The sequence below is a fragment of the Spirillospora sp. NPDC052269 genome (genome assembly GCF_040679435.1).
In the GTDB taxonomy this organism is placed as follows: domain Bacteria; phylum Actinomycetota; class Actinomycetes; order Streptosporangiales; family Streptosporangiaceae; genus Spirillospora.
In genome coordinates, this window is the sequence record NZ_JBFAUU010000019.1 from 155806 (window position 1) to 181577 (window position 25772).

At 72.3% G+C, this 25772-nt stretch carries 20 protein-coding genes; 7 read left to right on the top strand and 13 right to left on the bottom strand.

Features of this window, described 5'->3' with window-relative positions:
- The 5 genes from hisB to AB0L06_RS34545 all read right to left on the bottom strand — a co-directional run bounded on the left by hisB (nucleotide 1) and on the right by AB0L06_RS34545 (nucleotide 4725).
- Nucleotides 1-594 (bottom strand): imidazoleglycerol-phosphate dehydratase HisB, encoded by a 594-nt coding sequence (gene hisB / locus AB0L06_RS34525; RefSeq protein WP_500235363.1) that lies wholly within the window; start codon nucleotides 592-594, stop codon nucleotides 1-3.
- On the bottom strand, nucleotides 591-1691 hold the full coding sequence (locus AB0L06_RS34530; protein ID WP_500235364.1) for a histidinol-phosphate transaminase: 1101 nt from the start codon (nucleotides 1689-1691) through the stop codon (nucleotides 591-593). The genes hisB and AB0L06_RS34530 overlap by 4 nt, the downstream gene beginning before the upstream one ends.
- Nucleotides 1688-2995: a histidinol dehydrogenase gene (hisD, locus tag AB0L06_RS34535; RefSeq protein WP_500235365.1), complete on the bottom strand. Its 1308-nt coding sequence runs from the start codon at nucleotides 2993-2995 to the stop codon at nucleotides 1688-1690. Before hisD ends, AB0L06_RS34530 begins: the two co-directional genes overlap by 4 nt.
- 516 nt (nucleotides 2996-3511) lie before the next feature.
- Nucleotides 3512-4333, bottom strand: a complete 822-nt coding sequence (locus AB0L06_RS34540) for a PhzF family phenazine biosynthesis protein (RefSeq protein ID WP_500235366.1) — start codon at nucleotides 4331-4333, stop codon at nucleotides 3512-3514.
- Between the two features lie 74 nt (nucleotides 4334-4407).
- The gene (locus AB0L06_RS34545) at nucleotides 4408-4725 is read right to left on the bottom strand and encodes a hypothetical protein (RefSeq protein WP_500235367.1); all 318 of its coding nucleotides are present in this window, start codon (nucleotides 4723-4725) and stop codon (nucleotides 4408-4410) included.
- 261 nt (nucleotides 4726-4986) lie between these two features.
- Between AB0L06_RS34545 and AB0L06_RS34550 the strand changes: the two genes are divergently transcribed.
- Together AB0L06_RS34550 and ybaK are read left to right on the top strand one after the other, a co-directional pair.
- A complete protein-coding gene (locus tag AB0L06_RS34550) occupies nucleotides 4987-5733 on the top strand; it encodes an LON peptidase substrate-binding domain-containing protein (RefSeq protein ID WP_500235368.1) in 747 nt (248 codons plus the stop codon).
- A gap of 43 nt (nucleotides 5734-5776) precedes the next feature.
- Nucleotides 5777-6277 carry a Cys-tRNA(Pro) deacylase gene (gene ybaK, locus AB0L06_RS34555; RefSeq protein ID WP_500235369.1) on the top strand — a complete coding sequence of 167 codons (501 nt, stop codon included), beginning with the start codon at nucleotides 5777-5779 and terminating at the stop codon, nucleotides 6275-6277.
- Nucleotides 6278-6301: 24 nt separating this feature from the next.
- Here the strand turns inward: ybaK and AB0L06_RS34560 are convergent, their stop codons facing one another.
- Nucleotides 6302-7228 (bottom strand): hypothetical protein, encoded by a 927-nt coding sequence (locus AB0L06_RS34560; RefSeq protein WP_500235370.1) that lies wholly within the window; start codon nucleotides 7226-7228, stop codon nucleotides 6302-6304.
- Nucleotides 7229-7472: 244 nt separating this feature from the next.
- On the opposite strand from AB0L06_RS34560, the gene AB0L06_RS34565 reads away from it, so the two are divergent.
- Together AB0L06_RS34565 and AB0L06_RS34570 are read left to right on the top strand one after the other, a co-directional pair.
- Nucleotides 7473-8234: a DUF6882 domain-containing protein gene (locus tag AB0L06_RS34565; protein WP_500235371.1), complete on the top strand. Its 762-nt coding sequence runs from the start codon at nucleotides 7473-7475 to the stop codon at nucleotides 8232-8234.
- Nucleotides 8235-8292: 58 nt separating this feature from the next.
- Nucleotides 8293-9177 (top strand): LLM class flavin-dependent oxidoreductase, encoded by an 885-nt coding sequence (locus AB0L06_RS34570; RefSeq protein ID WP_500235372.1) that lies wholly within the window; start codon nucleotides 8293-8295, stop codon nucleotides 9175-9177.
- A gap of 55 nt (nucleotides 9178-9232) precedes the next feature.
- Here AB0L06_RS34570 and dnaE read toward each other — a convergent pair whose 3' ends face one another.
- Nucleotides 9233-12763, bottom strand: coding sequence for a DNA polymerase III subunit alpha (gene dnaE / locus AB0L06_RS34575; RefSeq protein WP_500235373.1), 3531 nt, complete (start codon nucleotides 12761-12763; stop codon nucleotides 9233-9235).
- Between the two features lie 233 nt (nucleotides 12764-12996).
- On the bottom strand, nucleotides 12997-14187 hold the full coding sequence (locus AB0L06_RS34580; protein ID WP_500235374.1) for an AI-2E family transporter: 1191 nt from the start codon (nucleotides 14185-14187) through the stop codon (nucleotides 12997-12999).
- A 345-nt stretch (nucleotides 14188-14532) separates the two neighbouring features.
- Between AB0L06_RS34580 and AB0L06_RS34585 the strand changes: the two genes are divergently transcribed.
- Nucleotides 14533-14898 carry a chorismate mutase gene (locus tag AB0L06_RS34585; protein ID WP_500235376.1) on the top strand — a complete coding sequence of 122 codons (366 nt, stop codon included), beginning with the start codon at nucleotides 14533-14535 and terminating at the stop codon, nucleotides 14896-14898.
- Nucleotides 14899-14924: 26 nt separating this feature from the next.
- Here the strand turns inward: AB0L06_RS34585 and AB0L06_RS34590 are convergent, their stop codons facing one another.
- The 4 genes from AB0L06_RS34590 to AB0L06_RS34605 all read right to left on the bottom strand — a co-directional run bounded on the left by AB0L06_RS34590 (nucleotide 14925) and on the right by AB0L06_RS34605 (nucleotide 18980).
- The gene (locus AB0L06_RS34590) at nucleotides 14925-16652 is read right to left on the bottom strand and encodes an amino acid permease (protein WP_500235377.1); all 1728 of its coding nucleotides are present in this window, start codon (nucleotides 16650-16652) and stop codon (nucleotides 14925-14927) included.
- A gap of 84 nt (nucleotides 16653-16736) precedes the next feature.
- Nucleotides 16737-17666: an RluA family pseudouridine synthase gene (locus AB0L06_RS34595; RefSeq protein ID WP_500235378.1), complete on the bottom strand. Its 930-nt coding sequence runs from the start codon at nucleotides 17664-17666 to the stop codon at nucleotides 16737-16739.
- Nucleotides 17663-18418, bottom strand: coding sequence for a signal peptidase II (gene lspA, locus AB0L06_RS34600; protein WP_500235379.1), 756 nt, complete (start codon nucleotides 18416-18418; stop codon nucleotides 17663-17665). Before lspA ends, AB0L06_RS34595 begins: the two co-directional genes overlap by 4 nt.
- Before the next feature lie 184 nt (nucleotides 18419-18602).
- Nucleotides 18603-18980, bottom strand: coding sequence for a TraR/DksA family transcriptional regulator (locus AB0L06_RS34605; RefSeq protein ID WP_500235403.1), 378 nt, complete (start codon nucleotides 18978-18980; stop codon nucleotides 18603-18605).
- Between the two features lie 914 nt (nucleotides 18981-19894).
- Here AB0L06_RS34605 and ileS point away from each other — a divergent pair.
- Entirely contained in the window at nucleotides 19895-23083 is a 3189-nt protein-coding gene (ileS, locus tag AB0L06_RS34610; RefSeq protein WP_500235380.1) for an isoleucine--tRNA ligase, read from the top strand.
- 168 nt (nucleotides 23084-23251) lie between these two features.
- The gene (locus tag AB0L06_RS34615; RefSeq protein WP_500235381.1) at nucleotides 23252-24124 is read left to right on the top strand and encodes a DUF1707 SHOCT-like domain-containing protein; all 873 of its coding nucleotides are present in this window, start codon (nucleotides 23252-23254) and stop codon (nucleotides 24122-24124) included.
- A gap of 114 nt (nucleotides 24125-24238) precedes the next feature.
- Here AB0L06_RS34615 and AB0L06_RS34620 read toward each other — a convergent pair whose 3' ends face one another.
- Complete coding sequence (locus AB0L06_RS34620) at nucleotides 24239-25726, bottom strand: sensor histidine kinase (RefSeq protein ID WP_500235382.1); 1488 nt, start codon at nucleotides 25724-25726, stop codon at nucleotides 24239-24241.
- Nucleotides 25727-25772: the final 46 nt, after the last annotated feature.

A 25772-nucleotide genomic window follows, 5' to 3' on the forward strand; every position in this document is an offset into this window, starting at 1 on the left:
CTACAGGGCTCCCTTGGTGGACGGGATGCCGTGCACCTTCGGGTCGAACGCGACCGCGTCGCGCAGGGCCCGGGCGAGCGCCTTGAACTGCGCCTCCACGATGTGGTGGGCGTTGCGGCCGTAGGGGACGTGGACGTGCAGGCAGACGCCCGCGTTGGAGACGAACGACTCCAGGATGTGCCGGGTCATCGTGGTGTCGTACTCCGCCCCGATCATCGGGGCCATGCGCTCGGGCTCGCTGTGCACCAGGTACGGACGGCCCGCGATGTCGACGGTGACCTGCGCGAGCGCCTCGTCCAGCGGCACCGAGGCGTTGGCGAACCGGCGGATGCCCGCCTTGTCGCCGAGCGCCTCGCGGAACGCCTGGCCGAGCGCGATCGCGGTGTCCTCGATCGTGTGGTGGCTGTCGATGTACAGGTCGCCGGTGGTCTTGACCGTCAGGTCGAACGAGCCGTGCTTGCCGAGCTGGGCGAGCATGTGGTCGTAGAAGCCGACGCCGGTCGCGACGTCGACGACCCCGGTCCCGTCGAGGTCGATCTCGACGAGGACCTCGGTCTCCTTGGTCCCCCTCGAGACCCTGCCCGTGCGGCTCACTTGCTCTCCTTGGTCGCGGCCCTGAGTGCGTTCTTGAAGGCGTCCATCTCGGCCGGGGTGCCGACGCTGACCCGCAGCCACTCGGGCGGCCCGACCTCGCGGATCAGGACGCCGCGGTCGAGCATCCCCTGCCACACACGGCGGCGGTCGGGGAACGTCCCGAACAGGACGAAGTTGGCGTCGGAGTCGGCGACGCGGAACCCCTCGGCCCGCAGCCACTCCACGATCGCGTCGCGTTCCCGGCGCAGCGCAGCAACCGAGCCGAGCAGCTCGCCGGCGTAGGCGAGCCCCGTGCGCGCGACGGCCTGCGTGACGGCCGACAGGTGGTACGGCAGCCGGACGAGCAGCAGCGCGTCGATGACGGCCGGGTCGGCGGCGAGGTAGCCGAGGCGCGTCCCGGCCATCGCGAACGCCTTGGACATCGTCCGGGTGACGATCAGCCGCGGGTGGCCGTCCAGCAGGGTCAGCGCGGACGGCGTGCCCTCGCGGCGGAACTCGGCGTACGCCTCGTCCACCACGACCATGCCCGGGGCCGCGTCGAGGACGGCCTCGATCGCGGCGAGCGGCAGCGCGGTGCCGGTCGGGTTGTTCGGCGAGGTCAGGAACACCACGTCCGGCTGGTGCTCCCGGACGGCCCGGACGGCGGCCTCGGGCTCGAGCCCGAAGTCCTCGTCGCGGAAGGCGTTGACCCAGCGGGTGCCGGTGACCCCGGTGATGATCGGGTGCATCGAGTAGGACGGCTCGAACCCCAGGGCCGTTCGGCCGTGCCCGCCGAACGCCTGCAGGATCTGCTGGATGATCTCGTTGGAGCCGTTCGCCGCCCAGACGTGGCGCCCGGTCAGGCCCACGCCGGGCGTGTCGGCGTTGAGGAACGCGGCCAGGCCGTCGCGCAGGGCGACGGCGTCGCGATCCGGGTAGCGGTTCAGCGCGCCCGCGACGTCCATGACGGCGTCGCCGAGCGCCTTCACGAGCGGCTCGGACGGCGGGTACGGGTTCTCGTTGGTGTTCAGCGCGACGGGAACGTCCAGCTGGGGTGCCCCGTAGGGCTCCCGGCCCCGCAGATCGTCGCGGATGGGGAGGTCGGAGAGGGACGTCACGAAGGGATCTCCCAGTCGAAGCGGGCCTTCATCGCGGCCCCGTGGGCGGGCAGGTCCTCGGCCTCGGCGAGCGTCACCACACGAGCGGTGGCGTCCGCGAGGGCGGCCCGGTCGTACTTCACGACGTGGACGCCGCGCAGGAACGACTGGACCGACAGGCCGGACGAATGGCAGGCGCATCCGCCGGTCGGCAGGACGTGGTTGGAGCCCGCCAGGTAGTCCCCCAGCGACACGGGGGCGAACGCCCCGATGAAGATCGCGCCGGCGTTCCGGACCCGCGCGGCGACGGCGTCCGCGTCCGCGGTCTGGATCTCCAGGTGCTCGGCGGCGTAGGCGTCGACGACCTTCAGGCCCGCCTCGACGTCGTCCACCAGGACGATCCCGGACTGGCGGCCCGCGAGCGCCTCGGTGATCCGCTCGCCGTGCTTGGTGCGGCCCACCTGGACCGCCAGCTCGGCCTCGACCGCGTCCGCGAGCTCGACCGAGTCGGTGACCAGGACGGCCGCGGCGAGCACGTCGTGCTCGGCCTGGCTGATCAGGTCGGCGGCGACGTGCACCGGGTCGGCGGTGCGGTCGGCGAGGACGGCGATCTCGGTCGGGCCGGCCTCGGAGTCGATGCCGATCACGCCCTTGAGCAGCCGCTTGGCCGCCGCGACCCAGATGTTGCCGGGTCCGGTGACCAGGTCGGCGCGCGGGCACTCCTCGGTGCCGTAGGCGAACATCGCGACGGCCTGGGCGCCGCCGGCCGCGTACACCTCGTCCACGCCGAGCAGCGCGCACGCCGCCAGGATCGTCGGGTGCGGCAGGCCGCCGAAGTCGCGCTGCGCGGGCGAGGTGACCGCGAGCGAGGGAACCCCGGCCTCCTGCGCCGGGACGACGTTCATCACGACGCTGGACGGGTAGACGGCGCGTCCGCCCGGTACGTACAGGCCGACGCGTCCGACCGGGATCCACTTCTCGGTGACGGTGCCGCCGGGCACGACCTTCGTCGTGACGTCGGTGCGACGCTGGTCACGGTGGACCATGCGGGTGCGGCGGATCGCCTCCTCCAGCGCGTCCCGGACGGCCGGGTCGAGCTCGGCGAGCGCCTTCTCGATCTCCTCGACCGGGACGCGGGTGGACGCGAGGGCGACGCCGTCGAACCGCTCGGTGTACTCCCGTACGGCCGCGGCCCCGCGATGGCGCACGTCCTCACAGATGGGCCGCACCTTCTCAAGGGCGGCCTCGACGTCGAGTTCGGCGCGGGGCAGCACGGAGCGCAGGTCGCCGGGAAGCGATTCGCGCAGGTCGATACGGGAGATCACCCGTTCAGTCTACGGAGTGAGTCCAATCGGCGAAGCACCGTCTCACCCGGCGAGACGTGCGTCACGACGTCTCAGGGGACGTATGTGACACAGGCGACACCAGAGCGCGGGCGCGGCGCCGGGCGACAAGGGAAGTCTCTCCTCTGGGCAAGGCGCTCCCCAGCCCGCCGAACGTGATCGCGTCCGTCCCGCCCCTGAACGTGGACACGATCACATCGGAGTCGAGGCGCGGCCGTCCGCTGATCAAGGTGCGGAGTTCCACTGACCGGGGGCCGGGTCCCGCTGATCGGGCCCCGGAGGTCCCGCTGATCGGGCTGCGGCGGTCCGCTGGCCGGGGCCCGGCGGTCCGGCCGATCCGGCGGTCCGCTGACCGGGCCCGGCGATCCGCTGACCGGGCCCGGTGATCCGCTGACGCCCCGGTTCCCGCCCTCCCAGTGCGGGATCCGGGGCGTAGCGCGTTCCAAAAGCGACTTCCGATCGCGGACGCCTTCCGTTACGTCCGCCTTCCGCGATCTGTCAGGCGGTGAGCGTCCCGTCCAGGACGGTCACGGCTCCCCCGATGAGGGCGACCCGGCCGCCGCTCAGTTCCGTCCGGACGTGCCCGCCGCGCTCGGACGCCTGGTAGCCGGTCAGGTCGGCGCGGCCGAGGCGGGCGGCCCAGAACGGCGAGAGGGCGCAGTGCGCCGAGCCGGTCACCGGGTCCTCGTGGCCGCCGAGCCCGCGGGCGCCGAAGAACCGCGACACGAAGTCGTGGTCCGCGCCCGGGTCGGCGGCCGCCGTGACCATCACGCCGCGCGCGTCGATCCCGCCGAGCGCGTCGAGGTCCGGGGTGAGGGTCCGGACGGTCTTGGCGTCGGCGACCTCGGCGAGGACGTCGTTGACCGACGTCCGGCCCGTCCAGGCCACCGGGACGCCGAGCGCGGCGGACAGGCCGTCCGGCTCGATGATCTCCTCCGGCGGGCAGGCCGGGAAGTCCATCGCCAGGCCGCCGCCCGGCGCGGGCGCCACGGTCAGGACGCCGCTGTGCAGCGTCCGGAACCGGAGCGGCCTGTCCGGCGCGGCCGTGCCCGTGCTGAACAGCGCGTGCGCCGAGGCCAGCGTCGCGTGCCCGCACAGGGTCACCTCGACGCGCGAGGTGAACCAGCGCAGCTCGAAGTCGGCGTCCGGATCCTCGTCCGGGCCCGTCAGCGGCCGGACGAAGGCGGTCTCGGAGTGGTTCATCTCCGCCGCGACCCGCTGCATCCAGCCCGGGTCGGCGGGACCGTCCAGCAGACAGACCCCGGCGGGATTCCCGGCGAACGGGCGATCGGTGAAAGCGTCGACGACCAGCATCCTCATGGGTTCGACGCTAGCCGCGCACCCACCTCGGGCGAAACAGCCAATCCGCGCCAGTGGACTGCTCGGCCGGTTCGTCAGGCGCGGCTGGTCAGGTGCAGGAGCGCGGCCACACGCTCCCGGATCCGCGTGCGCGCCGTCCGCCGGGCGACGTCCCCGGCGTCCATGGCGGACGCGGCGTCCACGGCGTCCACGGCGTCCGGGTCGGCCGCGGCGGGGCGGACGGTACGGCAGGCGTCGGGGCCGTGGCCCTCGATGCAGCGAGCGTCGTGGCCGTGAACTTCGTGACCGTGGGCGGGATCACCGCAGAAGTGCGCGTCCAAGCGGCGAGGGGAGGCGACGATCCAGCCGAGCACGAAGCCCATGGACAGGCTCGCCACTCCCGTCATGAGCATGTTGAGCCACATTTGTCGGGCGTTCTCCAGGTCCGTCCGGAGAGCGAACCCCCCGGGAGTACGGCGACGCTAGCGACACGCGCAGCCCCCTGACCGGCGGCTTTACCGGAACCGGCCCGACCTGACCAGAAACCCGTGCCCCGTTCCGGCCACCCTTGGGTGCCCGGCGGGCGGCTGCCCTCGCGGGGCCCGGCGACGTAGTCTGGCGAAGAGGGCAGCTGTCGCGCCCGGGCCCGGGCGGGCACGAGTGGGGAGGACGCGATGACCGATCGGATCGCGCTGTTCCCGCTGAGCACCGTCCTGTTCCCCGGCGACGTCCTGCCCCTCCACCTGTTCGAGGAGCGTTACCGCACGCTGGCGTCCGACCTGAGGGACGGCCCGGAACCCCGCCGGTTCGGGGTGGTCGCACTGGAACTCGGCCGCGAGACCGCCGGTTTCGGCGATCCGGGCGCCCCCGGCAATCCCGAAGGACCGAACGGCAGCGGCGGCGTCTCGGGCGGCATCGGTCCGCCCACCGCGCCGGTGCGGCTGGCGGAGATCGGCTGCGTCGCCGAGCTGCGGAAGCTCGACGAACTGCCGGACGGCCGGTTCGACATCGTCACGGTCGGCGGAAGCCGGTTCCGCCTGAAGGAGCTGGACCGTTCCCACCCCTACCTGTGCGGGGACGTGGAGTACCTGCCCGAGGAGGCGGGAGCGGCGGGCGACGACCTGGTCCGGCGCGTCCGGCAGCTGTTCCACCTCTACCGGCACCGGCTCGCGGCGGCGGGCGTCGCCCCTGGCGCGAGTGACCCGGCGGAGCTGCCGAAGGACCCGATCGCGCTGTCCTACCTGGTCGCCGCGGCGACCGTGCTCGACCCGGCGGACAAGCAGCGGCTGCTCGCCGCCGAGGACGCCGCGCACCGGCTGCGCGCCGAGCGCGACCTGCTGCTGCGCGAGACCCGGCTGCTGGACGCGCTGCCGACCGTCCCGGCCGGGCAGTTCCTGGACGCCTCGGCCCACCCCAACTGACCGCTCCCCGCGCCTTGATCGTCCTGTGCGGCAGACTGGGCGCATGGCGAAGGGGAAGAAGCAGCAGGGCGGCGCCGGCACCCCGGCGACGGTGGCCGCGACCAAGGCGAGGCTCGAGTTCGAGCTGCACCCCTACGAGGTGGACCCGGACGCCGAGTCCTACGGCGAGGCCGCGGCCGAGGCCCTCGGCATCGCGCCCGACCGGATCTTCAAGACGCTGCTCGCCGAGGTGGACGGCAAGCTGACGGTCGGGGTCGTCCCGGTGTCGGCCACGCTGGACCTGAAGGCCCTCGCCTCCGCCGCCGGGGGCAAGAAGGCGCAGATGGCCGATCCGCACGACGCCGAGCGCGCCACCGGGTACGTCGTCGGGGGGATCAGCCCGCTCGGGCAGAGGAAGCGGCTGCCGACCGTGATCGACGAGTCGGTGTCAGCCCTCGCGACCGTCTACGTCTCGGCTGGACGGCGCGGCCTTCAGATCGAGCTCGCTCCCGCCGACCTCGTGCGGCTCACCGGAGCCCGGCTCGCCCCCATCGCCCGTCGCTAGCCCGCCGTCCCGGCCGGACGTCCATTACCCGCCCGCCTTTTCCGCGTCGGCGTCACCATCGGTGTCGGCATCAATTCTCTTTGCCGCATTTACCGAAGTCCCACCATCCGGCGGATGGCCATTGTCGGCCGCGGGCCCGCCCTCATTCGAGGACCGGTCATCCCCGCCCGAGGGATGCCCCCCAGCCGCGGCTCCCCCGCCACCCCCCGCAGGCAGTTCGCCATTGGCCGCAGACCGCGCGTCCGCAGACTGTTCGCCATTGGCCGCGGACTGCGCGCCGCCCTCCGCAGGCCGCGCGCCGCCGTCCGCGGGCTGTTCGCCATTGGTCGCGGGCCGGGCGCCGCCATCTGCAGGCCGCGCGCCGTCCGCGGGCTGTTCGCCGCCGTCCGCGGGCTGTTCGCCGTTGGCCGCGGGCTGCGCGTTGCCGTCTGCGGACGGCACGTCTGTTTCTGCGGGCTGTGTGGCTGTGCTTGTGGCGGGCAGGCGCTTGACGAGTATCTCGAGCACCGCGTACGTGGCGACCGCGGCCAGCGGCCAGAAGACCAGGACGCCCTTCGCGCGGACGTCGGCCGGGCCCCTGACCTCCGTGCCGTCCGCGCCGGTGCGCAGGACATGCTGGTAGTGAGAGAGCCCGAACCGGTGGCCCACCCACCACGCGAGCAGGGACGCGGCCGTCCCGCCGAGCGCGAGGCCGATCAGCAGCGGCACGTCGTTGTCGCGGCCGCCGAACCAATAGGCGACCAGGCCGCACAGCAGCCCGGCCACGAGGCCGATCAGGGCGAGCCGGACGTCGGTGCCGATCGGCGCCTGGGACTCGCCGTCGGCGATGAAGGGCTCGCCGTGCACCACCACGAAACCGACCGCGGGCGCCACCGCGTGCCACACGAGCCCGGCGACCGGGCCGAGCACCGCGACCAGTGCGGTGGTGACCACGGAGGTCCGCACCGCCATCAGGGACCGTCCCCGCACCTCGTACGCTCCTCACGGGCCGTACGCCGCGCCCGTAGCCGTCCGTCGCCGATCAACAGCGAAAAGCCTAGCCCCCTCCCCGGGCGGCCCGGGACCGCGGCCCCACCGCCCGCATCCCTGCCCCACTACATATCGGGACATGTCGGAAACAGCTGAGGAACCGGTACGGTCTTTCGCCGGATTCCCCCCTCCGAACCCCCGGTTTCTTGAGATAATGTTGCCCGACATGTCCGGATTCAGTCCCGCGTTCGAGCGCCTCGGCGCCGCCCTCTCCGCGGTCGTCCTGCAGCAGCAGGAGACGCTCGCGGAGTTCCTGCCGCGCGAGGACTGGAGCGCCGACCTGACCGCCCGCACCTACACCAGCGGCGGCGTCACCGTGCGGGTCTCGCTGCTCGGCAGCTACGCCACCCGCGAGCGCACCTGGCTGTGGGGCTGGGCCAACCCCCAGTTCGGCGAGGACCACCCCGCCGTCCTCCCGACCCTCCCGATCCGGGCCCTCGGCGAGCGCCTCGGCATCCCCGAGTTCGTCACCCCCGAGGTCGACCTGTCCTGGTACGAGGGCCCCGCCGGGCACGGCGGCGAGCTGGTCGCCATGGCGGCGGGCGGCGTCCTCGGCGGAGGCGGCTACATCGGCGCCGGGTACGACGGCGGCTCGGCCTACCTGCACGTGGACGACCCGCAGGCCCCGCCCGCCGGCTGGGACCCGGTGCCCGTCCCCCGGCTGCTCACCAACGCGGCCGGCCTCTTCCCGCGCGACCCGCGCCTCACCCTCGCCCGGCTGCTCAGCCACCACCGGGTGCCCTACCGGGAGCGGGACGACGTCACCGAGGTCGCGCTCCCCGGCGGCGGCACGGCCCGAGCCGTGTTCGACGACCGCGGACGCTTCGCCCGCTGGGACGCCGAGCCGGCCCCCTCCGCGCTGCCGGACGGCCCGGGCGTTCCAGGCCCAGGCGTTCCGGGCATCCCAGGCGTCCCCGCCGTCCACTGAGCCGGATCGTCCATAGAGGCGATGCCGCGCGTGATCATGCTCGGCTAGGTTGCGGGGCATGCGATTCGGGATCCAACTCAACCCCGTCGCGAGCGGGCTGGAGAACATCCGCGCGCTCGCCCGGCAGGCCGACGCTGCCGGCCTCGACCTGCTCGGCGTCCAGGACCACCCCTACGCCGCCGACCTCGCCGACACCTTCGCGCTGATCGCGACCGTCCTCGCCGACACCGAGCGGATCCGCGTCTTCCCGGACGTGGCGTCCCTGCCGATGCGCGGGCCCGCCATGGTCGGCAAGCAGGCCGCGACCCTCGACCTGCTCAGCGGCGGACGGTTCGAGCTCGCCCTCGGCGCGGGCGCGTTCTGGCCCGCCATCGAGGCGATGGGCGGGCCGGTGCGCAGCACCCGCGAGGCCCTCGCCGCGCTCACCGAGGCCATCGAGATCATCCGCGCGATGTGGCGGCCCGGCGAGACCGTCCGGGTCGAGGGCGAGCACTACACGGTCAAGGGCGTCCACGCCGGGCCCGCGCCCGCGCACCCCGTCGGCATCTGGCTCGGCAGCGTCGGCCCCCGGGCGCTCGCCCTGACCGGACGCGTCGCCGACGGCTGGGCCGCGCCCATCCCGCACTACCTGAACTACGAGAAGTGGCCCGAGGCGCAGCGGATCATCACCGACGCCGCGGTCGAGGCCGGGCGCGACCCTGCGTCCATCACGCGCATCTCGCAGCTGGTCGGGCACATCACCGACACCCCGACCGGACCGCCCGACCTCACCGGCGAGACGCCCATCCACGCCGACGCCGCAACCTGGGCTCGCGTCCTCGCCGACCTGGCCGCCGACGGCGGCTTCGACACCTTCGTCTACTGGCCGGAGCAGGCGGGCGAACACCAGCTCCGCCTCTGGACGGACGAGGTCGTCCCCGCCACCAGGGAACTCCTCGCCTGAGGACGGCGAGAAGGGGCCGGGACGGCGATCCGTCCCGGCCCCCTTCGTCAGCCCGTCAGCTCAGGCAGGACGGCCCGAGCAGCTGCTTCAGGTCGCCCATCAGCGCCGGGGACGTCGCGACGCGCAGCCGGTCGTCCAGCCGGACGACCGTCGTGCGCGGGCCGTTCTGGATGTGCAGGTGCACCTCGGAGTTGCCCGGGTGCGTCGTCAGGACCTCCTTGAGGCGGCTGACGACCGGCGGGATGCAGCGGCCGAGCGGCATCGTCACCGACAGCGGGCCCACCGAGTCGGTCACCGTCAGGTCCGGCTGCGTGACCTCCATCGCGATGATCTTCGCGACGTCCTCGCGCCGGTCCAGGCGCCCCTTGACGACCAGGATCGCGTCCTCCGCCAGCAGCGTCGAGCACAGCTGGTAGGACGACGGGAAGCACATCACCTCGATCGCGCCGCCCAGGTCCTCCAGCTGGAACATCGCCCAGGAGTTGCCCGTCTTGGTGACCTTGCGCTGCAGGCCGCTGAGCAGGCCCGCCACGACCACGATCTGGCCGTCCGGGCGCTCGCCCTCGTTCAGCGACGCGATCGAGGACTCGGCCTCGCGCTCCAGCACGTGCTCGATGCCGAGCAGCGGGTGGTCCGACACGTAGAGGCCGAGCATCTCCCGCTCGAACGACAGGAGCGTGGTCTTGTCCCACTCCTCGTCCTCGGGGATCGCGACCGCGAACGCGTCCTCGCCCGTCTCGTCCTCCAGCGCGCCGAACAGCGAGTCCTGCCCGATCGCCTCCTTGCGCTTGATGTCGATGACCGAGTCGATCGCCTGCTCGTGCACCATCAGCAGCGCCTTGCGCTGGTGCCCGAGGTCGGCGAACCCGCCCGCCTTGATCAGCGACTCGACGACCCGCTTGTTGCAGACCTGCGCCGGCACCTTGTTCAGGAAGTCGTTGAAGTCGGTGTAGGCGCCCTTCTCGCCGCGCGCCGCGATGATGCCGTCGACGACGTTCACGCCGACGTTGCGGACCGCGCTCAGCCCGAACCGGATCTCCTTCTCCCCGATCGGGGTGAAGTCGGCCTCGGAGGTGTTGACGTCCGGCGGCAGCACCTTGATGCCCATGCGGCGGCACTCGTTCAGGTACAGCGCGCTCTTGTCCTTGTCGTCGCCGACGGACGTCAGCAGCGCCGCCATGTACTCCGACGCGTGGTTCGCCTTGAGGTAGGCCGTCCAGTACGACACCAGGCCGTAGGCCGCCGAGTGCGCCTTGTTGAACGCGTAGTCGGAGAACGGGACCAGGATGTCCCACAGCGTCTTCACGGCCTCCTTGGAGAAGCCGTTGTCGATCATGCCCTGCTGGAAGCCCTCGAACTGGGCGTCCAGCTCGGCCTTCTTCTTCTTGCCCATGACGCGGCGCAGCAGGTCGGCCTTGCCGAGCGTGTAGCCCGCCACCTTCTGCGCGATCGACATGACCTGCTCCTGATACACGATCAGGCCGTAGGTCGTGCCCAGGATGTCCTCGAGCGCCTCCGCCAGCTCCGGATGAATCGGGGTGATGTCCTGCTGGCCGTTCTTGCGCAGCGCGTAGTTGGTGTGCGAGTTCGCACCCATCGGGCCCGGACGGTACAGCGCGCCGACCGCGGAGATGTCCTCGAACTCGGTCGGCTTCATCAGCCGCAGCAGCGAACGCATGCCGCCGCCGTCCAGCTGGAACACGCCCAGGGTGTCGCCGCGTCCGAGCAGCTCGTAGGTCGGCGCGTCGTCCAGCGGGATCTTCAGCAGGTCGAGGTCGATGCCCTTGTTCTTCTTGATGTTGTCGACCGCGTCCTGGATGATCGTCAGGTTTCGCAGGCCGAGGAAGTCCATCTTCAGCAGGCCGAGCGTCTCGCAGGTCGGGTAGTCGAACTGCGTGATGATCGCGCCGTCGGAGTCGCGCCGCATCACCGGCACGTGGTCGATGATCGTCTCACCGCTCATGATCACGCCCGCGGCGTGCACGCCGGTCTGCCGGATCAGTCCCTCGAGACCCTGCGCCAGGTCGATGACCTGCTTGACGTCGGTCTCCTCCTCGTACAGCTTCCGCAGCTCGCCCGCCTCGCCGTGGCGCGGGTGCTTGTCGTCGAAGATGCCCGAGAGCGGGATGTCCTTGCCCATGACGGCGGGCGGGAACGCCTTGGAGATGCGGTCGCCCAGCGCGTACGGGAAGCCGAGGACGCGGCCCGCGTCCTTCACGGCGGCCTTCGCCTTGATGGTGCCGAAGGTGGCGATGTAGGCGACCTTGTCGGCGCCCCACTTCTCCGTGGTGTACCGGATGGCCTCGGCCCGCCGGTCTTCAGGGAAGTCGATGTCGATGTCGGGCATCGACGCGCGCTCGGGGTTCAGGAACCGCTCGAAGATCAGGCCGTGCGGGATCGGGTCGAGGTCGGTGATGCCCATCGCGTAGGCGACCAGCGACCCCGCCGCGCTGCCTCGGCCCGGTCCGACCAGGATGCCGTTGCGCTTGGACCACATGATGAAGTCGGCGACGACCAGGAAGTACGACGGGTACCCCTTGCCGACGATGACGCCCATCTCGTACTCGGCCTGCTTGGCGTAGCCCTCCGGGAGGCCGTCCGGGAACCGCTCCTCGAGGCCCTTCCAGACCTCCTTGCGGAACCAGGTGTCCTCGGTCTCGCCCTCCGGCACCGGGAACTTGGGGCTCAGGTCCCGGAACTCGAACATGCCCTCCGGGTCGACCCGCTCCGCGATCATCAGCGTGTTGCGGCAGCCCTCCACCCACGCCTCGGAGTTGTCGATCGACCGCATCTCGTCCGCGGACTTGATGTAGTAGCCGCTCCCGTTGAACCGGAACCGGTCCGGGTCGGCGAGCTGCTTGCCCACCTGGACGCACAGGAGCGCGTCGTGCGCGGTCGCCTCGGACTCGTGCGTGTAGTGCGAGTCGTTGGTGACGACCGGCTTGATGTCCAGCCGCTTGCCGATCTCCAGCAGGCCGTCGCGGACGCGGTGCTCGATGTCGAGCCCGTGGTCCATCAGCTCCAGGAAGTAGTTGTCCTTGCCGAAGATGTCCTGGAAGTTCGCCGCCGCCTTCAGCGCCTCGTCGAACTGCCCGAGCCGCAGCCGCGTCTGGATCTTGCCCGACGGGCATCCCGTCGTGGCCATGAGCCCCTCGGAGTGCTCGGCGAGCAGCTCCTCGTCCATCCGCGCGTACTTGAAGACGAACCCCTCCATGTACGCGCGCGAGCTCAGCTTGAACAGGTTGTGCAGCCCCTGCCGGTTCCGCGCCCAGATCGTCTTGTGGTTGATCAGGCCGCCACCGGACACGTCGTCCCGCTTCTGGGACGGATCCCCCCAGGTCACCTTCTTCTTGTGAAAACGGGACTCGGGCGACATGTAGGACTCAATCCCGATGACCGGGGTCACGCCCACCGACTTCGCGTTCTTCCAGAAGTCGTAGGCGCCGTGCATGTTGCCGTGGTCGGTCATCGCGATCGCGGGCATCTTCTGCCGGTCGACCTCGGCGAACATCTGCTTCAGACGCGCGGCGCCGTCCAGCATGGAGTACTCCGTATGGACATGCAGATGAACGAACGAGTCAGCCACGGCTGGTGCGCCTCCTGAGTTGTCGCATGCGACCGCCCACGCGCCCTGCGGCACGCGTCGGCTCGAACCTGGCCCGGGGGAAGATCGTCGCCCCAGGAGCCCACCCGAGACGACGTGGCCACAAGAGCCTAACCCCGCCCGCTCACCACAGGAGCCTCAACACGCTGACGCCCGGCTTGCCCCGAAGTCGACCGATCGACGCGAGCCGTCCGGGGCCGGTCCGGAGGGGCCGGTCAGGTCGCTTCGGCGTCCGTGGGCGGGGGCTCCTGGCCTTGGGTGACCAGTTTGGAGACCGTTCTCGGGGGGTGGTCCTCGGGGGGTTCGGGTGGGCCTTCGGGGTCTTCGGCCGGGGTGGGCTCCCCGGTGCCTCTCAGGGCGGGCCAGGCCCGGTAGACGACCGCGACGATGGGGACGGCCACGGCCGCGCCGGGAAGGCCGCCGAGGACGCCGCCGACGGTGATCGCGATGATGACGGCCAGGGGATGGAGGCGGACCCAGCGGCCGACGACCATCGGCTGCAGGAGGTGGGACTCCAGCTGGTGCTCGACCAGCAGGATGCCGAGGAAGATCAGCGCCGCGACGCCGCCCTTGGCGCCGAAGGTGACGGCCACGGCGAGGCCGCCGCCGACGAAGATGCCGACGATCGGGATGAAGCTGCCCAGGAAGATCACGACGGCGAGTGGGGCCACCAGGGGGACGCCCATGACGGCCAGGACGACCGCGAGGACGATGGCGTGGATCGCGGCGACCAGGACCGTCCCGTGGACGTACTGGGACAGGGTCTCCCAGGCGGCGCGGCCCGCGCGGTCGACGCGTGCGCGGTAGCGGCCGAGGCCGCTGATCGACCAGCCCCAGATGTTCGGGCCGTCCTTGAGCAGGAAGAACGTGACGAAGAGCAGGAACACGATCGCCGCGAGGGCCTCGATCGTGGCCGTGCCCCAGTCCAGGGCGGTGCTGGCGAGCATGCCGCGCCGCGCCTCGACCCACTTGGTGCCCTGGTCGACCGCGTCGTTCAGCTTGGAGTGCTGGACGTGCAGGGGGCCGTTCTCCAGCCAGTGCTGGACGGACTTGGAGGTGTCCTGCACCTCCGAGACCAGCTTGGGGAACTCGTCGTTGGCCTGGATGCCGACGTAGGTGCCGATGCCGCCGAGGACGGCCAGGGAGAACAGCAGGGTCACCCAGGTCGCCGCGAGGGGCCCGAGGCCGAAGCGCTGGAACCGGACGGTCAGCGGGCGCAGCAGCGCGGTCAGGAACAGCGCGATCGCGCACGGCAGGAAGACGATCTTGAGGGTGCCGACGATCCAGGTCAGGCCGTAGACGACGATGCCGATCGCGATGAGCCGCCAGGCCCATGCCGCCGCCGAGCTGAGCAGCGGCGGCACGAGTGGTGTTCCGCGTCCGCTCGTCGTCTGGTCGTTGGCCACTGCGCGCCCCGTCCGTGCGATGGTCGTGAAAGCCGTCACGGCAAGGTTAGGGGCCTTCGGCGTGATCTGGGGAGTTCTGGCAGGCAGGCGATTGCACGTCTCGGCCACTGAGACGTGCGTCCCGGTGATTGGCACGGACGTGCGGCGTCCTCTAGCATCGGCGTCGTGACACGTCGTTATCAGGGATTTACGCAGCCGGCTTCGGACGAGCCGGTCGGCGCGACCTGAGCGACGACCCCGGAGCCGGCGGAAGGCGGAGCCCCTTGGGCTTCGCCTTCTTGCATGTGAAGCACGCGGCCCCGGGTACGAGACGTCCAGGGGTCGCATCGGACGAGAGGGACCCGGATGGCCAAGGACCCGAGGACCAGCGACCGGACGACCGCGGGCGACCGGCAGGCAGGCGGTGAACTGCGGATCTGCCTGCCCGATCCGTCGGACGTCACCGACCTGGCCGCGGCGCGCGCCGCGATCGACACGATCGACGCCGCGCTCGCGGACCTGCTGCAGCGCCGGACGCGGATGGCGGGCGTGGTGCAGAGACTCAAGCCCGTCGGCGGCTTCGCCGGGCGCAACCCCGAGCGGGAGCGGCAGATCGTCGCGGCGATGGCCGAACGCGCGCCCGCGCTCGGCCCGGAACGGCTCGCCCGGATCATGAACGCGGTGATCGAGGCCGGTCTGGAGGTCGCCGAGGAGGCGTCCCCCGCGTCCTAGGGACCGCGTCCCGGAACGGCGCGTCCCTAGAACACCGCGTCCTGGGCGGGTCCCTCCTCGGGCAGGGCCTCGGCGGGCACGACGGCGGCGACCCGGCGGCGGTTGATCGCCCACCAGCCGCCGTAGAGGGACATCGCGAGGAACGGGATGGCGACGACCGCCCACTTCTGGTCGCGGTCGAAGACCATCAGCGGCACGACGGCCGCGAGCAGGGCGAGGGTCGCCCAGTTGGTGTAGGGCGAGCCGGGCATCCGGTAGCTCGGCCGCTCCACCTCGCCGCGCTCTGCCGCGCGCCGGAACCTGACCTGCGCGTACAGCAGCGTCCCCCACGTCGTCAGGACGCCGAGGGACGCGATGGACGTGGCGATCTCGAACGCCTTGTGCGGGACGAACAAGTTCATGAAGACCCCGCCGAAGTACACGACGGAGGTGAGCAGGATCCCGCCGTAGGGGACGTGGCGGGCGCTCATCCGCGCGGTGAAGGCGGGGGCCTCGCCGCGCCGCGCCAGCGACTTCAGGATCCGTCCGGTCGAGTAGAGGCCCGAGTTGCACGACGACAGGGCCGCGGTGAGGACGACCAGGTTCATGACGCCGCCGACGCCGGGCACGCCGAGGAGCGCGAACACGGTCACGAAGGGGCTGCGGTCGCGCGGGTACATCGTCCACGGCAGGATCAGGACCAGCAGGAACACCGCGCCGACGTAGAACAGCGCGATCCGCCAGACCACGCCGTTGATGGCGCGCGGCATGACCTCGCGCGGGTTCTGCGCCTCCCCGGCGGAGATCCCGACCATCTCGATCGCCGCGTAGGCGAAGATCACGCCCTGGAGGCTGAGCAGGACGGCCCACATCCCCTGCGGGAGGAACCCGCCGAAGTCGACCAGGTTGGGCAGTTCGGCGTGGTGGGTCGGCCCGATCCCGGCGTGCGTGGCGACCAGGACGATCCCGACGATCATGAAGGCCAGGATCGCGGCGACCTTCAGCATCGCGAACCAGAACTCCAGCTCGCCGAACAGCCGCACCGACACCAGGTTCACGGTCAGCAGGACGGCCAGCGCGAGCAGCGCCGACGCCCACTGCGGGAACCCCGGGGCCCAGTAGTGGACGTAGATCCCGACGCCGGTGATCTCCGCGACGCCGGTCGCCGCCCAGCTCAGCCAGTACATCCAGCCGCTGGCGAACCCGGCCCAGTCACCGATGAAGTCGCGCGCGTAGGCGACGAAGCTGCCGGTCGTCGGCCGGTACAGGACCAGCTCGCCGAGGGCGCGCATCACGAAGAACGCGGCGATCCCGGCGAGCGCGTACGCCAGCACCAGCCCCGGACCGGCGTTGTGCAGGCGCTGCGCGGTGCCGAGGAAGAGCCCGACGCCGATCGCGCCGCCCATCGCGATCATCTGGACGTGCCGCGGTTTCAGCGACTGGTGGTAGCCCTCGTCGTCGTCCCCGCGCGGGATGCCGGCCGGCGGACGGCCCGCGCGCGCCGCGGACAGCACGACGGCCGCCTCCGTGCGGGCGGCCTCGGCGATCTCCCTGGCCATGTCCCGGGCCGCGTCGGCGGCCCGGTTGACCGCCTCGTCCACCCGTGTCACCGGGGTTCCGCCCGCCGCGCCCCGTTCGTCCCTGCCGCCGGCGTCCCGTCCGCTCCCGCCGCCGGAGCGCCGTCCGCCCCTGCCGCCGAGGCGACGCCCGTTCCGGCCGCTGGTGCTCCGCCCGCCCTTGCCGTCGGCGCTCCGCCCGCGCCTGTCCTCGTCCACGTGCTCCCCCGAATGCCCGTCCGGCGAAGATCACCGGACACGGAGGGGGTACCCGCCCGCGCGGCGGGGACGGTCAAGCGATGATCAAGACTCGGCGGCGACGATCTCCAGGGCGTGGGCGAGGTCGTCCGGGTAGGGGCTCTCGAACTCGACCCACTCGCCGTGCGTGGGGTGCTCGAACCCCAGCCGGACGGCGTGCAGCCACTGCCGCTTGATCCCCAGCCGGGCGGCGAGCGTCGGGTCGGCCCCGTAGGCCATGTCCCCGACGATCGGGTGCTTGATCGCCGACATGTGCACGCGGATCTGGTGCGTGCGACCGGTCTCCAGGTCGACGTCCAGCAGCGTCGCGGCGCGGAACGCCTCGACGGTGTCGTAGTGCGTCACCGACGGCTTGCCGCCCGCGACGACCGCGAACCGGCCGTCGTGCGAGGGGTGCCGGTCGATCGGGGCGTCCACGGTGCCGCGGAACGGGTCGGGGTGCCCCTGCACGAGCGCCTGGTACCGCTTGTCGATGCGGCGCTCCTTGAACGCGCGCTTGAGCCGCGAGTACGCCACCTCGCTCTTGGCGACGACCATCGCGCCCGTGGTGTTGGCGTCCAGCCGGTGCACGATGCCCTGCCGCTCGGCCGCGCCGGACGTGGCGATCGTGTGCCCCGCCCCGAGCAGCCCGCCGAGGACGGTCTGCCCCGTCCAGCCCACGGTCGGGTGCGCGGCGACGCCGATCGGCTTGTTCACCACGACGATGTCGTCGTCCTCGTAGAGGATGCCCATGCCCGGCACCGGCTCGGCCACCGGGACGGGCGCGGACGGCGGCGGCGGGAGGGTGACCTCCAGCCAGGACCCGCCGGTCACCCGGTCGGACTTGGCGACCTCCTTGCCGTCGAGGAGCACGTCCCCGGCGGCGATGATGTCGGCGGCGCGTCCCCGCGAGAGCCCGAACAGCCGGGCCAGGGCGGCGTCGACGCGCTCGCCCTCCAGGCCGTCCGGGACGGGAAGGCTGCGCACGTCGCTCACGCCACGTCCTCCTTGCCGTTCTGCTTGTCGTTCTGGTCGTTGTCCTGCTGGTCGTCCTGCTTGCGGCCGGCCTTCTCGTCGACCGTGACGCCGGCCTTCCCGGTGGCCTTCTCGCCACCGTCGGAGTCGGCGCCGCCGTCACCGTCGCCGTCGGCGTCCTGCTCGTCGCCGATCCGCGTGCCGTCCACCTGGAGGCCCCGCGCGGCCAGCACCACGGCCAGCACGCCGCCGCAGCAGATCGCCGAGTCGGCCAGGTTGAACACCGGCCAGTGCGGGATCTCGATCCAGTCGACCACGTGCCCCTTGAACAGGCCGGGGGCGCGGAAGATCCGGTCGGTCAGGTTCCCGAGGGCGCCGCCCAGCAGCAGCCCGAGGCACACCGCCCAGGGCACGCTGCGCAGGTTCCGCGCCGTCCGGAGGATCGCGATCACCACGCCTGCCGCGACGGTCGTGAACACGATCGTGTAGCCGGTCCCGATCGAGAACGCCGCCCCGCTGTTGCGCGTCTGGCGCAGCGTCAGCAGACCGCCGAGCAGCCGCACGGTGTCGACGTCGGTCAGCTTCGCCACCACGAGGACCTTGGAGACGATGTCCACGGCGAGCGCCACCACGGCGACCGCGATGAGGACGCCGATCCGGCGCGGCCGTACGCGCCCGCCGTCCTCCGGGGGGGTGGGGCCGTCGCCCCGCTCGTCACTCAGGGGGGCTCCTCGTGTCTCCGGCGTTCCGGCCGGCGTGCTGGCAGCGGTCATTCGGAAATCCTCTCAGGAATCTCTCCCGACCGGTCGGGAGAGGCGGCTCCTGGGGACCAGGACGCACACACGCGGACTTCCGGGTGCGTGCGCAGGGTATACAACGCGGCACCGAGAGGCCGAACCGAAGCAGGAGTCCCCGGGCGCGGGCCCGGGGACTCTCATCCCGCCGGGAGGAGGTCGCTCAGCGGCGTTCCTCCCGCTGCTTGCAGGCCACGCACAGCGTCGCGCGGGGATACGCCTTCAGGCGGGCCTTGCCGATCGGCGTGCCGCAGGACTCGCACGTCCCGTACGTTCCGGCGTCCATGCGCTGGATGGCCCGCTCGTTCTGGATGATCAAATCACGGGAGTTGTAGGTCAGCGAGAGCTCGTGCTCGCGCTCGTAGGTCTTCGCCCCGGCGTCGGCCTGATCATCGCCCGCTCCCTCGCCGCTCTCGTCGGCGATGTGCGAGGACAGCTCGACGATCTCCTCCTCCAGCACGGCGATGTTCGCCTGGAGGACGTCCCTGACCTCGGCGAGCTCGGCCTCGGTCCACCGCTCCTCGTCCTGGCGGACGGGCAGCTCCGCGGCCTTGGCCTTCGTCCTGGCCGGGGCCTTGACCTTGGCCTTCACCACCTTGGCCGGAGCCTTGGACGGCGCCTTCGCCGGGCCCTTGGCGGGCGCCTTGACGGCCGCCTTCACCCGGGCCTTGGCCGCCGTCTTGACCTTCGCCGCGGTCTTGGCCTTGGTCTTGGCGGCGGGCGCGGCCTTGTCCTTCACGGCGGGTTTGGCCGAGCTCTTGGCGGTCCGGGACGCGGGCTTGGCGGGGGTCTTCGCCGGGGCCTTGGCCTTGGTGGACGAACTTCCGGGCGTGCGCTTGGCCGCCGCGCGCTTGGGGGTGCTCCTGGCGGCCGTCCGGGCGGGGTGGGCTCCGGCCGCCCCGGCGGCCCTCGCGGCGGTCTTCTCGACGGACGGTGCGGGCAGCATAGATCCCCATTCCCCCTGGCTGCGGCGGTCCGGACGGGAGTCCGGGGCCGAGTACAGCCCGCAATATGCCCGGTGCCCCCGAGCCGAGAAACCCCCGATTCGGCAGGCATGCCCAAGCTTTGCCACTGTGACGCACCTCACACTCCCTGCCGGGACGGCCCCCGGGAGGGGCGGCGCGTTATCCGGAAGAGTTCGGACGCGCCGTGCGTTACCCTCGAGACCAGCAGTCTTGTCGGCAGGCGAAGAAGGGGACACCTGCCGCCGCAGGCAGTCAGGAGCGACCCGGGGACGGTGCGAGCCCGGGGACGAGCGCGGCGGTCTGATCACCCCGGAGCCGCCGGAGGAACGGCCCTGTCCATCCGGACGGGCCCAGTAGAACCGGCAGCCGAGCGGCTCAACGAAGCGGACCGCGCCCTCGCGCGCGGTCAAGGAGGGTGGTACCGCGGGGCCTCGCGCCTCGTCCCTCCGGAAACGTCGTCCAGACACGTCGATCCGGAGGTCCGCCGACCGTGAGCCGTCAGTTCCGGCCCCTGCCCGCGCAGGTCGATCTTCCCGCCCTGGAGCGGGACATGCTGCGCCGCTGGCAGGAGAACAAGATCTTCGAGCGGTCCCTGGAGCGCACCGCCGGCGGCCCCCGCTGGGTGTTCTACGAGGGCCCGCCCACCGCCAACGGCATGCCCGGCGTCCACCACGTGGAGGCCCGCGTCTTCAAGGACGTCTTCCCGCGCTTCCGGACGATGAAGGGCTACCACGTCCCGCGCAAGGCGGGCTGGGACTGCCACGGCCTGCCCGTCGAGGTCGCCGTCGAGAAGGAGCTCGGCCTCACCGGCAAGAAGGACATCGAGGAGTACGGCGTCGCGGCCTTCAACGACCGCTGCCGCGAGTCGGTCCTGCGCCACGTGGACGCCTTCGAGGGCATGACCGAGCGGATGGGCTACTGGGTCGACATGTCCCAGGCCTACCGCACGATGGACCCGTCCTACGTCCAGTCCGTCTGGTGGTCGCTGAAGCAGGTCTTCGACAAGGACCTGCTGTTCCGCGACTTCCGCATCACCCCGTACTGCCCGCGCTGCGGCACCGGCCTGTCCGACCACGAGCTGGGCCAGCCCGGTGGGTACGAGACCGTGTCCAGCCCCTCGGTGTACGTGCGGATGCCGGTCACCTCCGGCCCGCTCGCCGAGCTGGACGCCAAGCTGCTGATCTGGACGACCACCCCGTGGACGCTGGTGTCGAACACCGCCGTGGCCGTCCACCCGGACGTCACCTACGTCGCCGCCCGCGCGGCGGACTCGGGCGAGGTCCTGGTCGTGGCCGAGCCGCTGCTCGCTCAGGTGCTGGGCGAGGGCGCCGAGGTCCTGGCGTCCTTCCAGGGCCGTGAGCTGGAGCGCACCCCGTACAAGCGCCCGTTCGACCTGGTCGAGATCCCCGAGGCGCACTACGTGGTGCTCGGCGACTACGTCACCGTCGAGGACGGCACCGGCCTCGTCCACCAGGCCCCGGCGTTCGGCGCGGACGACATGACCGTCTGCAAGAACTACGGCATGCCGATCGTCAACCCGATCGGCCCGGACGGCCGGTTCCTCGCCGACGTCCCGATGGTCGGCGGGAAGTTCTTCAAGGACGCCGACGAGCAGCTCACCGAGGACCTGCGGATCCGGGGCCTGCTGTTCAAGGGCACCCACTTCGACCACAGCTACCCGCACTGCTGGCGCTGCCACACCGCGCTGCTCTACTACGCGCTCCCCGCCTGGTACATCCGCACCACCGCGGTCAAGGACCGGCTCCTCGAGGAGAACGCGAAGACCAACTGGTTCCCCGAGACGGTGAAGGAGGGCCGGTTCGGCGAGTGGCTGCGCAACAACGTCGACTGGTCGCTGTCCCGCAGCCGCTACTGGGGCACCCCGCTGCCGCTGTGGGTCTGCGAGGACGACGAGGACCACATCACCTGCGTCGGCTCCCTCGCCGAGCTCGGTGAGCTGGCCGGACGCGACCTGACCACGCTCGAGCCGCACCGCCCGTACGTGGACGACGTCACGTTCGACTGCCCGACCTGCGGCGGCACGGCCCGGCGCGTCCCGGACGTCATCGACGCCTGGTACGACTCGGGCTCCATGCCGTTCGCGCAGCACGGCGCCCCGCACCAGAACCAGGACCTGTTCGAGAAGTCCTACCCCGCGCAGTTCATCTGCGAGGCGCAGGACCAGACGCGCGGCTGGTTCTACTCGCTGATGGCCATCGGCACGCTCGTGTTCGACAAGTCGTCCTACGAGAACGTGCTGTGCCTCGGCCTGATCCTCGCCGAGGACGGCCGCAAGATGAGCAAGCACCTCGGCAACGTGCTCCAGCCGATCCCGCTGATGGACCAGCACGGCGCGGACGCCCTGCGCTGGTTCATGGCGGCCGGCAGCCTGCCGTGGGCGCCCCGCCGGGTCGGCCACAACGCGCTGGAGGAGATCGTCCGCAAGGTGCTCCTCACCTACTGGAACACCGCGTCGTTCTTCGTCCTGTACGCCAACGCCGCCGGTGAGGGCGAGGGCCAGCGCGCCTGGACGCCGGACCGCGCCGCCGAGGCGCCCGCCCCGGCGGACCGTCCGCTGCTGGACCGGTGGGCGCTCGCCGAGCTGCACCGCACGGTCAAGGAGGTGGACGACGCGCTCGAGAACTTCGACACCACGCGCGCCGGACGCCGCCTCGCCGAGTTCGTCGACGACCTGTCCAACTGGTACGTCCGCCGGTCCCGGCGGCGGTTCTGGGCGGGCCCGGAGACGGCCGAGGGCGCCTCGGCGTTCGCGACCCTCTACGAGTGCCTGGAGACCCTGACCCGTCTCATGGCGCCCCTGACGCCGTTCATCACCGACCACGTGTGGGACGTGATCCGGCCCGAGGACGCGCCCGAGTCGGTGCACCTCGCCGCGTGGCCGGCCGTCCGGGAGGACCTGCTCGACCCGGCCCTCACCGGGCACATGGCGCTCGTCCGGCGGCTGGTCGAGCTCGGCCGCGCGGCGCGCGTCGCGTCCGGCGTGCGCACCCGGCAGCCGCTCGGCCGCGCCCTCGCCGGCGCGTCCGGCTGGGCCGGCCTGCCGGACGAGCTGCGCGCGCAGATCGCCGACGAGCTGAACGTCCAGTCCGTCCAGGACCTGGCGTCCATCGGCGGCGACCTGGTCGACTACGAGGTCAAGCCGAACTTCCGCTCGCTCGGCGGCCGGTTCAAGAGGGACGCGCCGAAGGTCGCCAAGGCCGTCACCTCGGCCGACGCCGCCACGCTGGTCGGCGCGCTGCGCGGGCCGTCCGGCACCGCCTCGGTGGACGCCGAGGGCGTCGGGACGGTCGAGCTGACCGCGGACGACGTCATCGTCACCGAGCGGCCGAAGTCCGGCTGGGCCGTCGAGTCCGGGCAGGGCGAGACCGTCGCGCTCGACCTGGCGATCACGCCGGAGCTGCGCCGCGCCGGGCTCGTCCGCGAGGTCGTCCGGCTCGTCCAGGACAGCCGCAAGGCCATCGGCCTGGACGTCACCGACCGCATCGACCTGTGGTGGGACGCCCCCGGCGGCGACCTCGCCGAGGCGCTGCGCGAGCACACCGGCGTCCTCGCCGGCGAGGTCCTCGCGGCCACGGTGACCGAGGGGCGGCCCGACGCGGACCTCCAGGCGTTCAACGACGCCGAGCTCGGCCTCACCTACCGGCTCCGCCGCGCCTGACCGGGCGGTGCGGCCGGCCGCACCGCCACGTCGGGCGCGCGCCGCGCTCGGCTGAGCAGCACGCCCCGATGCCGGGCGTCCCGAACCGGGGACGCCCGGCATCGGCGTTACCGGACGGTTGCCCGGGTGGACTTAGACACGACGTATCGCGTTTGCGATGATGTCGGGGTGAACCATCCCGACTCCCCAACTCCCACCGAGCCGGAGCGGACCCCGGACGCGGCGGGGACGGCCCCGGCCGAGGATCCCGCCCCGCGCCCGGCCCCGGACGTCCGGCCAGGACCGGGCGGCATGCGCGCCTCCGACTCCGACCGCGACAAGGTCGCCGACCGGCTCCGCGAGGCGCTCGCCGACGGCCGGATCACGCCGGAGGAGCACGCCGAGCGGATCGACGCCGTCTACAAGGCCAAGACCTACGCCGACCTCGAACCGGTCCTCTCCGACCTGCCGGGCGCGGGCGGCGCCTCCACCGCGACCCCGGCCGACACGTCCGCGCAGGCCCCGGCGGCGCCGCCGCGCACCGAGTCCGGCACCGTCGTGGCGATCCTCTCCGAGAACAAGCGCGGCGGACGCTGGCTCGTCGAGTCGCAGACCTACGCCAACGTCGTGCTCGGCAAGGTCGTCCTGGACCTGCGGCAGGCCGTCCTGTCGCAGCGCGAGGTGACGGTCAACTGCAGCTGCGTCCTCGGCGAGGTCGAGATCATCGTCCCGCCGGGCGTGCGGGTCACCAACTCCGCCACCGCGATCCTCGGCGAGGCGAGCGTCCCGCTCGACGACCCCGGCGATCCGGACCCGCCGACCGTCCGCGTCACCGGGTTCACCCTGCTCGGCAAGATCGGCGCGGTCCGCCGCGCGGTCGGCGAGGCCAACCTGTCCGAACGCATCAAGCAGATCACCGAGGAACGCGTGAACGCCCGCCTCCTCGGCCGCGAGGGACACCGGCAGGCCGTCCGGGAGGCGCGGGAGCAGCACCGCCGCGCCATCGACGACGCGCACGAGCAGCGCCGCCGCCTCCGCGACGAACGCCGCCGCCGCCGCTGACCCGCGCCGAAGCAGACGCCCGCACCAGCCGCGACCGCTGGGCGGGCACTGCGACGGCACCGGCCGCACCCGCCATCACCGCGCCGCCGGCACCGCGGTCACGGGCGGGGGCGGTCAGGAGGCGGTGGCCGGGACGTGCAGGGGCAGGACGAGGCGGAACAGAGCGCCCTCGCCGGGGCTGGAACGCAGTTCGAGGGTCCCGTGGTGCGCGTGGGCCAGGGACTGGGCGATGGCGAGTCCGAGTCCCGAGCCACCGCCGGTGGCTCGGCTGCGCGAGCCGTCCGCGCGGTAGAAGCGTTCGAAGACGCGGCCGCCCTGTTCCGGCGACAGCCCGGGTCCCTGGTCCTCGACCTCCAGGACGGCGCGCCCCGCTTCGGTTCCGACCCCGATGCGCACCGGCGTGCCCTCGGGCGTATGCGCCACCGCGTTGCCGATCAGGTTGACCACGATCTGCTGCAGCCGCCGCTCATCGCCCAGAGCGGGCGCTGGCGTCACCGGTCCGCCGCCCGGGCCGGTCATGCGGATCTCGCGAGAGGGGTCCAGGGCCCGCAGGTCGTGCAGGGCGTCGGCGGCCAGCGCCCGCAGGTCCAGTGGCGCGGGGCGAAGTCCCGACCGGTCGGTCTCGGTGTGCTCGTCGAGGTGGGCGAGGAGCAGCAGGTCCTCGACCAGCCGGGACAGGCGCACCGCCTCGCGTTCGATGCGGTCCATCGTGTGCTCCACGTCCGCCTGCCCGTTGAGCGCGCCCATGCGGTAGAGGTCGGTGAATCCCGTGATGCCCGCCAGCGGGGTGCGCAGTTCGTGGCTGGCGTCGGCCACGAAACGCCGCATCCTGGCCTCCGATGCGGCCTGCGCCGCCACGGCGGCCTCGATCCGTGCCAGCATGCCGTTCAGGGCGGTGCTCAGGCGTCCGATCTCGGTGCCGGGCCCGGCGAAGTCCGGCACCCGGCGGGACAGGTCGCCGCCCGCGATGGCGGCGGACGTCTCCTCGATGCGGCGCAGCGGCCGGAGCCCGGCCACGACCGCGAAACGGCCGAGCAGGGTGAGCAGGACCAGCGTCACCGCCGCGACGGCGAGGCAGTTCCTGCGCACGCGAGCCTGGATCGCCTCGACCTCCGCCAACGACGCGGCGACGACCACGCCGGAGCCGTCGCCCTTCGCGGTGGGCAGGACGAGCACCCGCCAGCCGTGGCCATCGCGCGCGGATGTCTCGAACGGCCGGTCGGCCCGGACCGCAACGGTCCTGGAGTCGAGCCGGGGAAGCACGGGAGCCGGGCCTTGGCGGTGCGCCCCCGCCCGGACCGAGCCGGTGACCTCACCGCTGGAGGAGACGTACGCGACGTAGAGATCGCTGACCAGGTCGGTCGAGAACCCCCCGTCCCGTCCCGGCCTGAGCGCCTGCAGCACCTCAGGCGGAACCCTCACCATGAGTTGTCCCGTCGAACGCAGCTGACCGTCCACCCGGTCGACGAGCGGGTCACGCAGGAACGCCAGGACGACGGCGTTGCTGAACAGTAGTCCCACGGCGAGCAGGCACACGGTCGGCAGCAGGACCCTTGTCCGCAGCGACCGGCGTCCGAGCCGCCGCGCCAAGCGCCACGGCATGCGGGAGGCCGTGGCGCCGTCATCACCCCTGCCGCGGCCGGCTCCG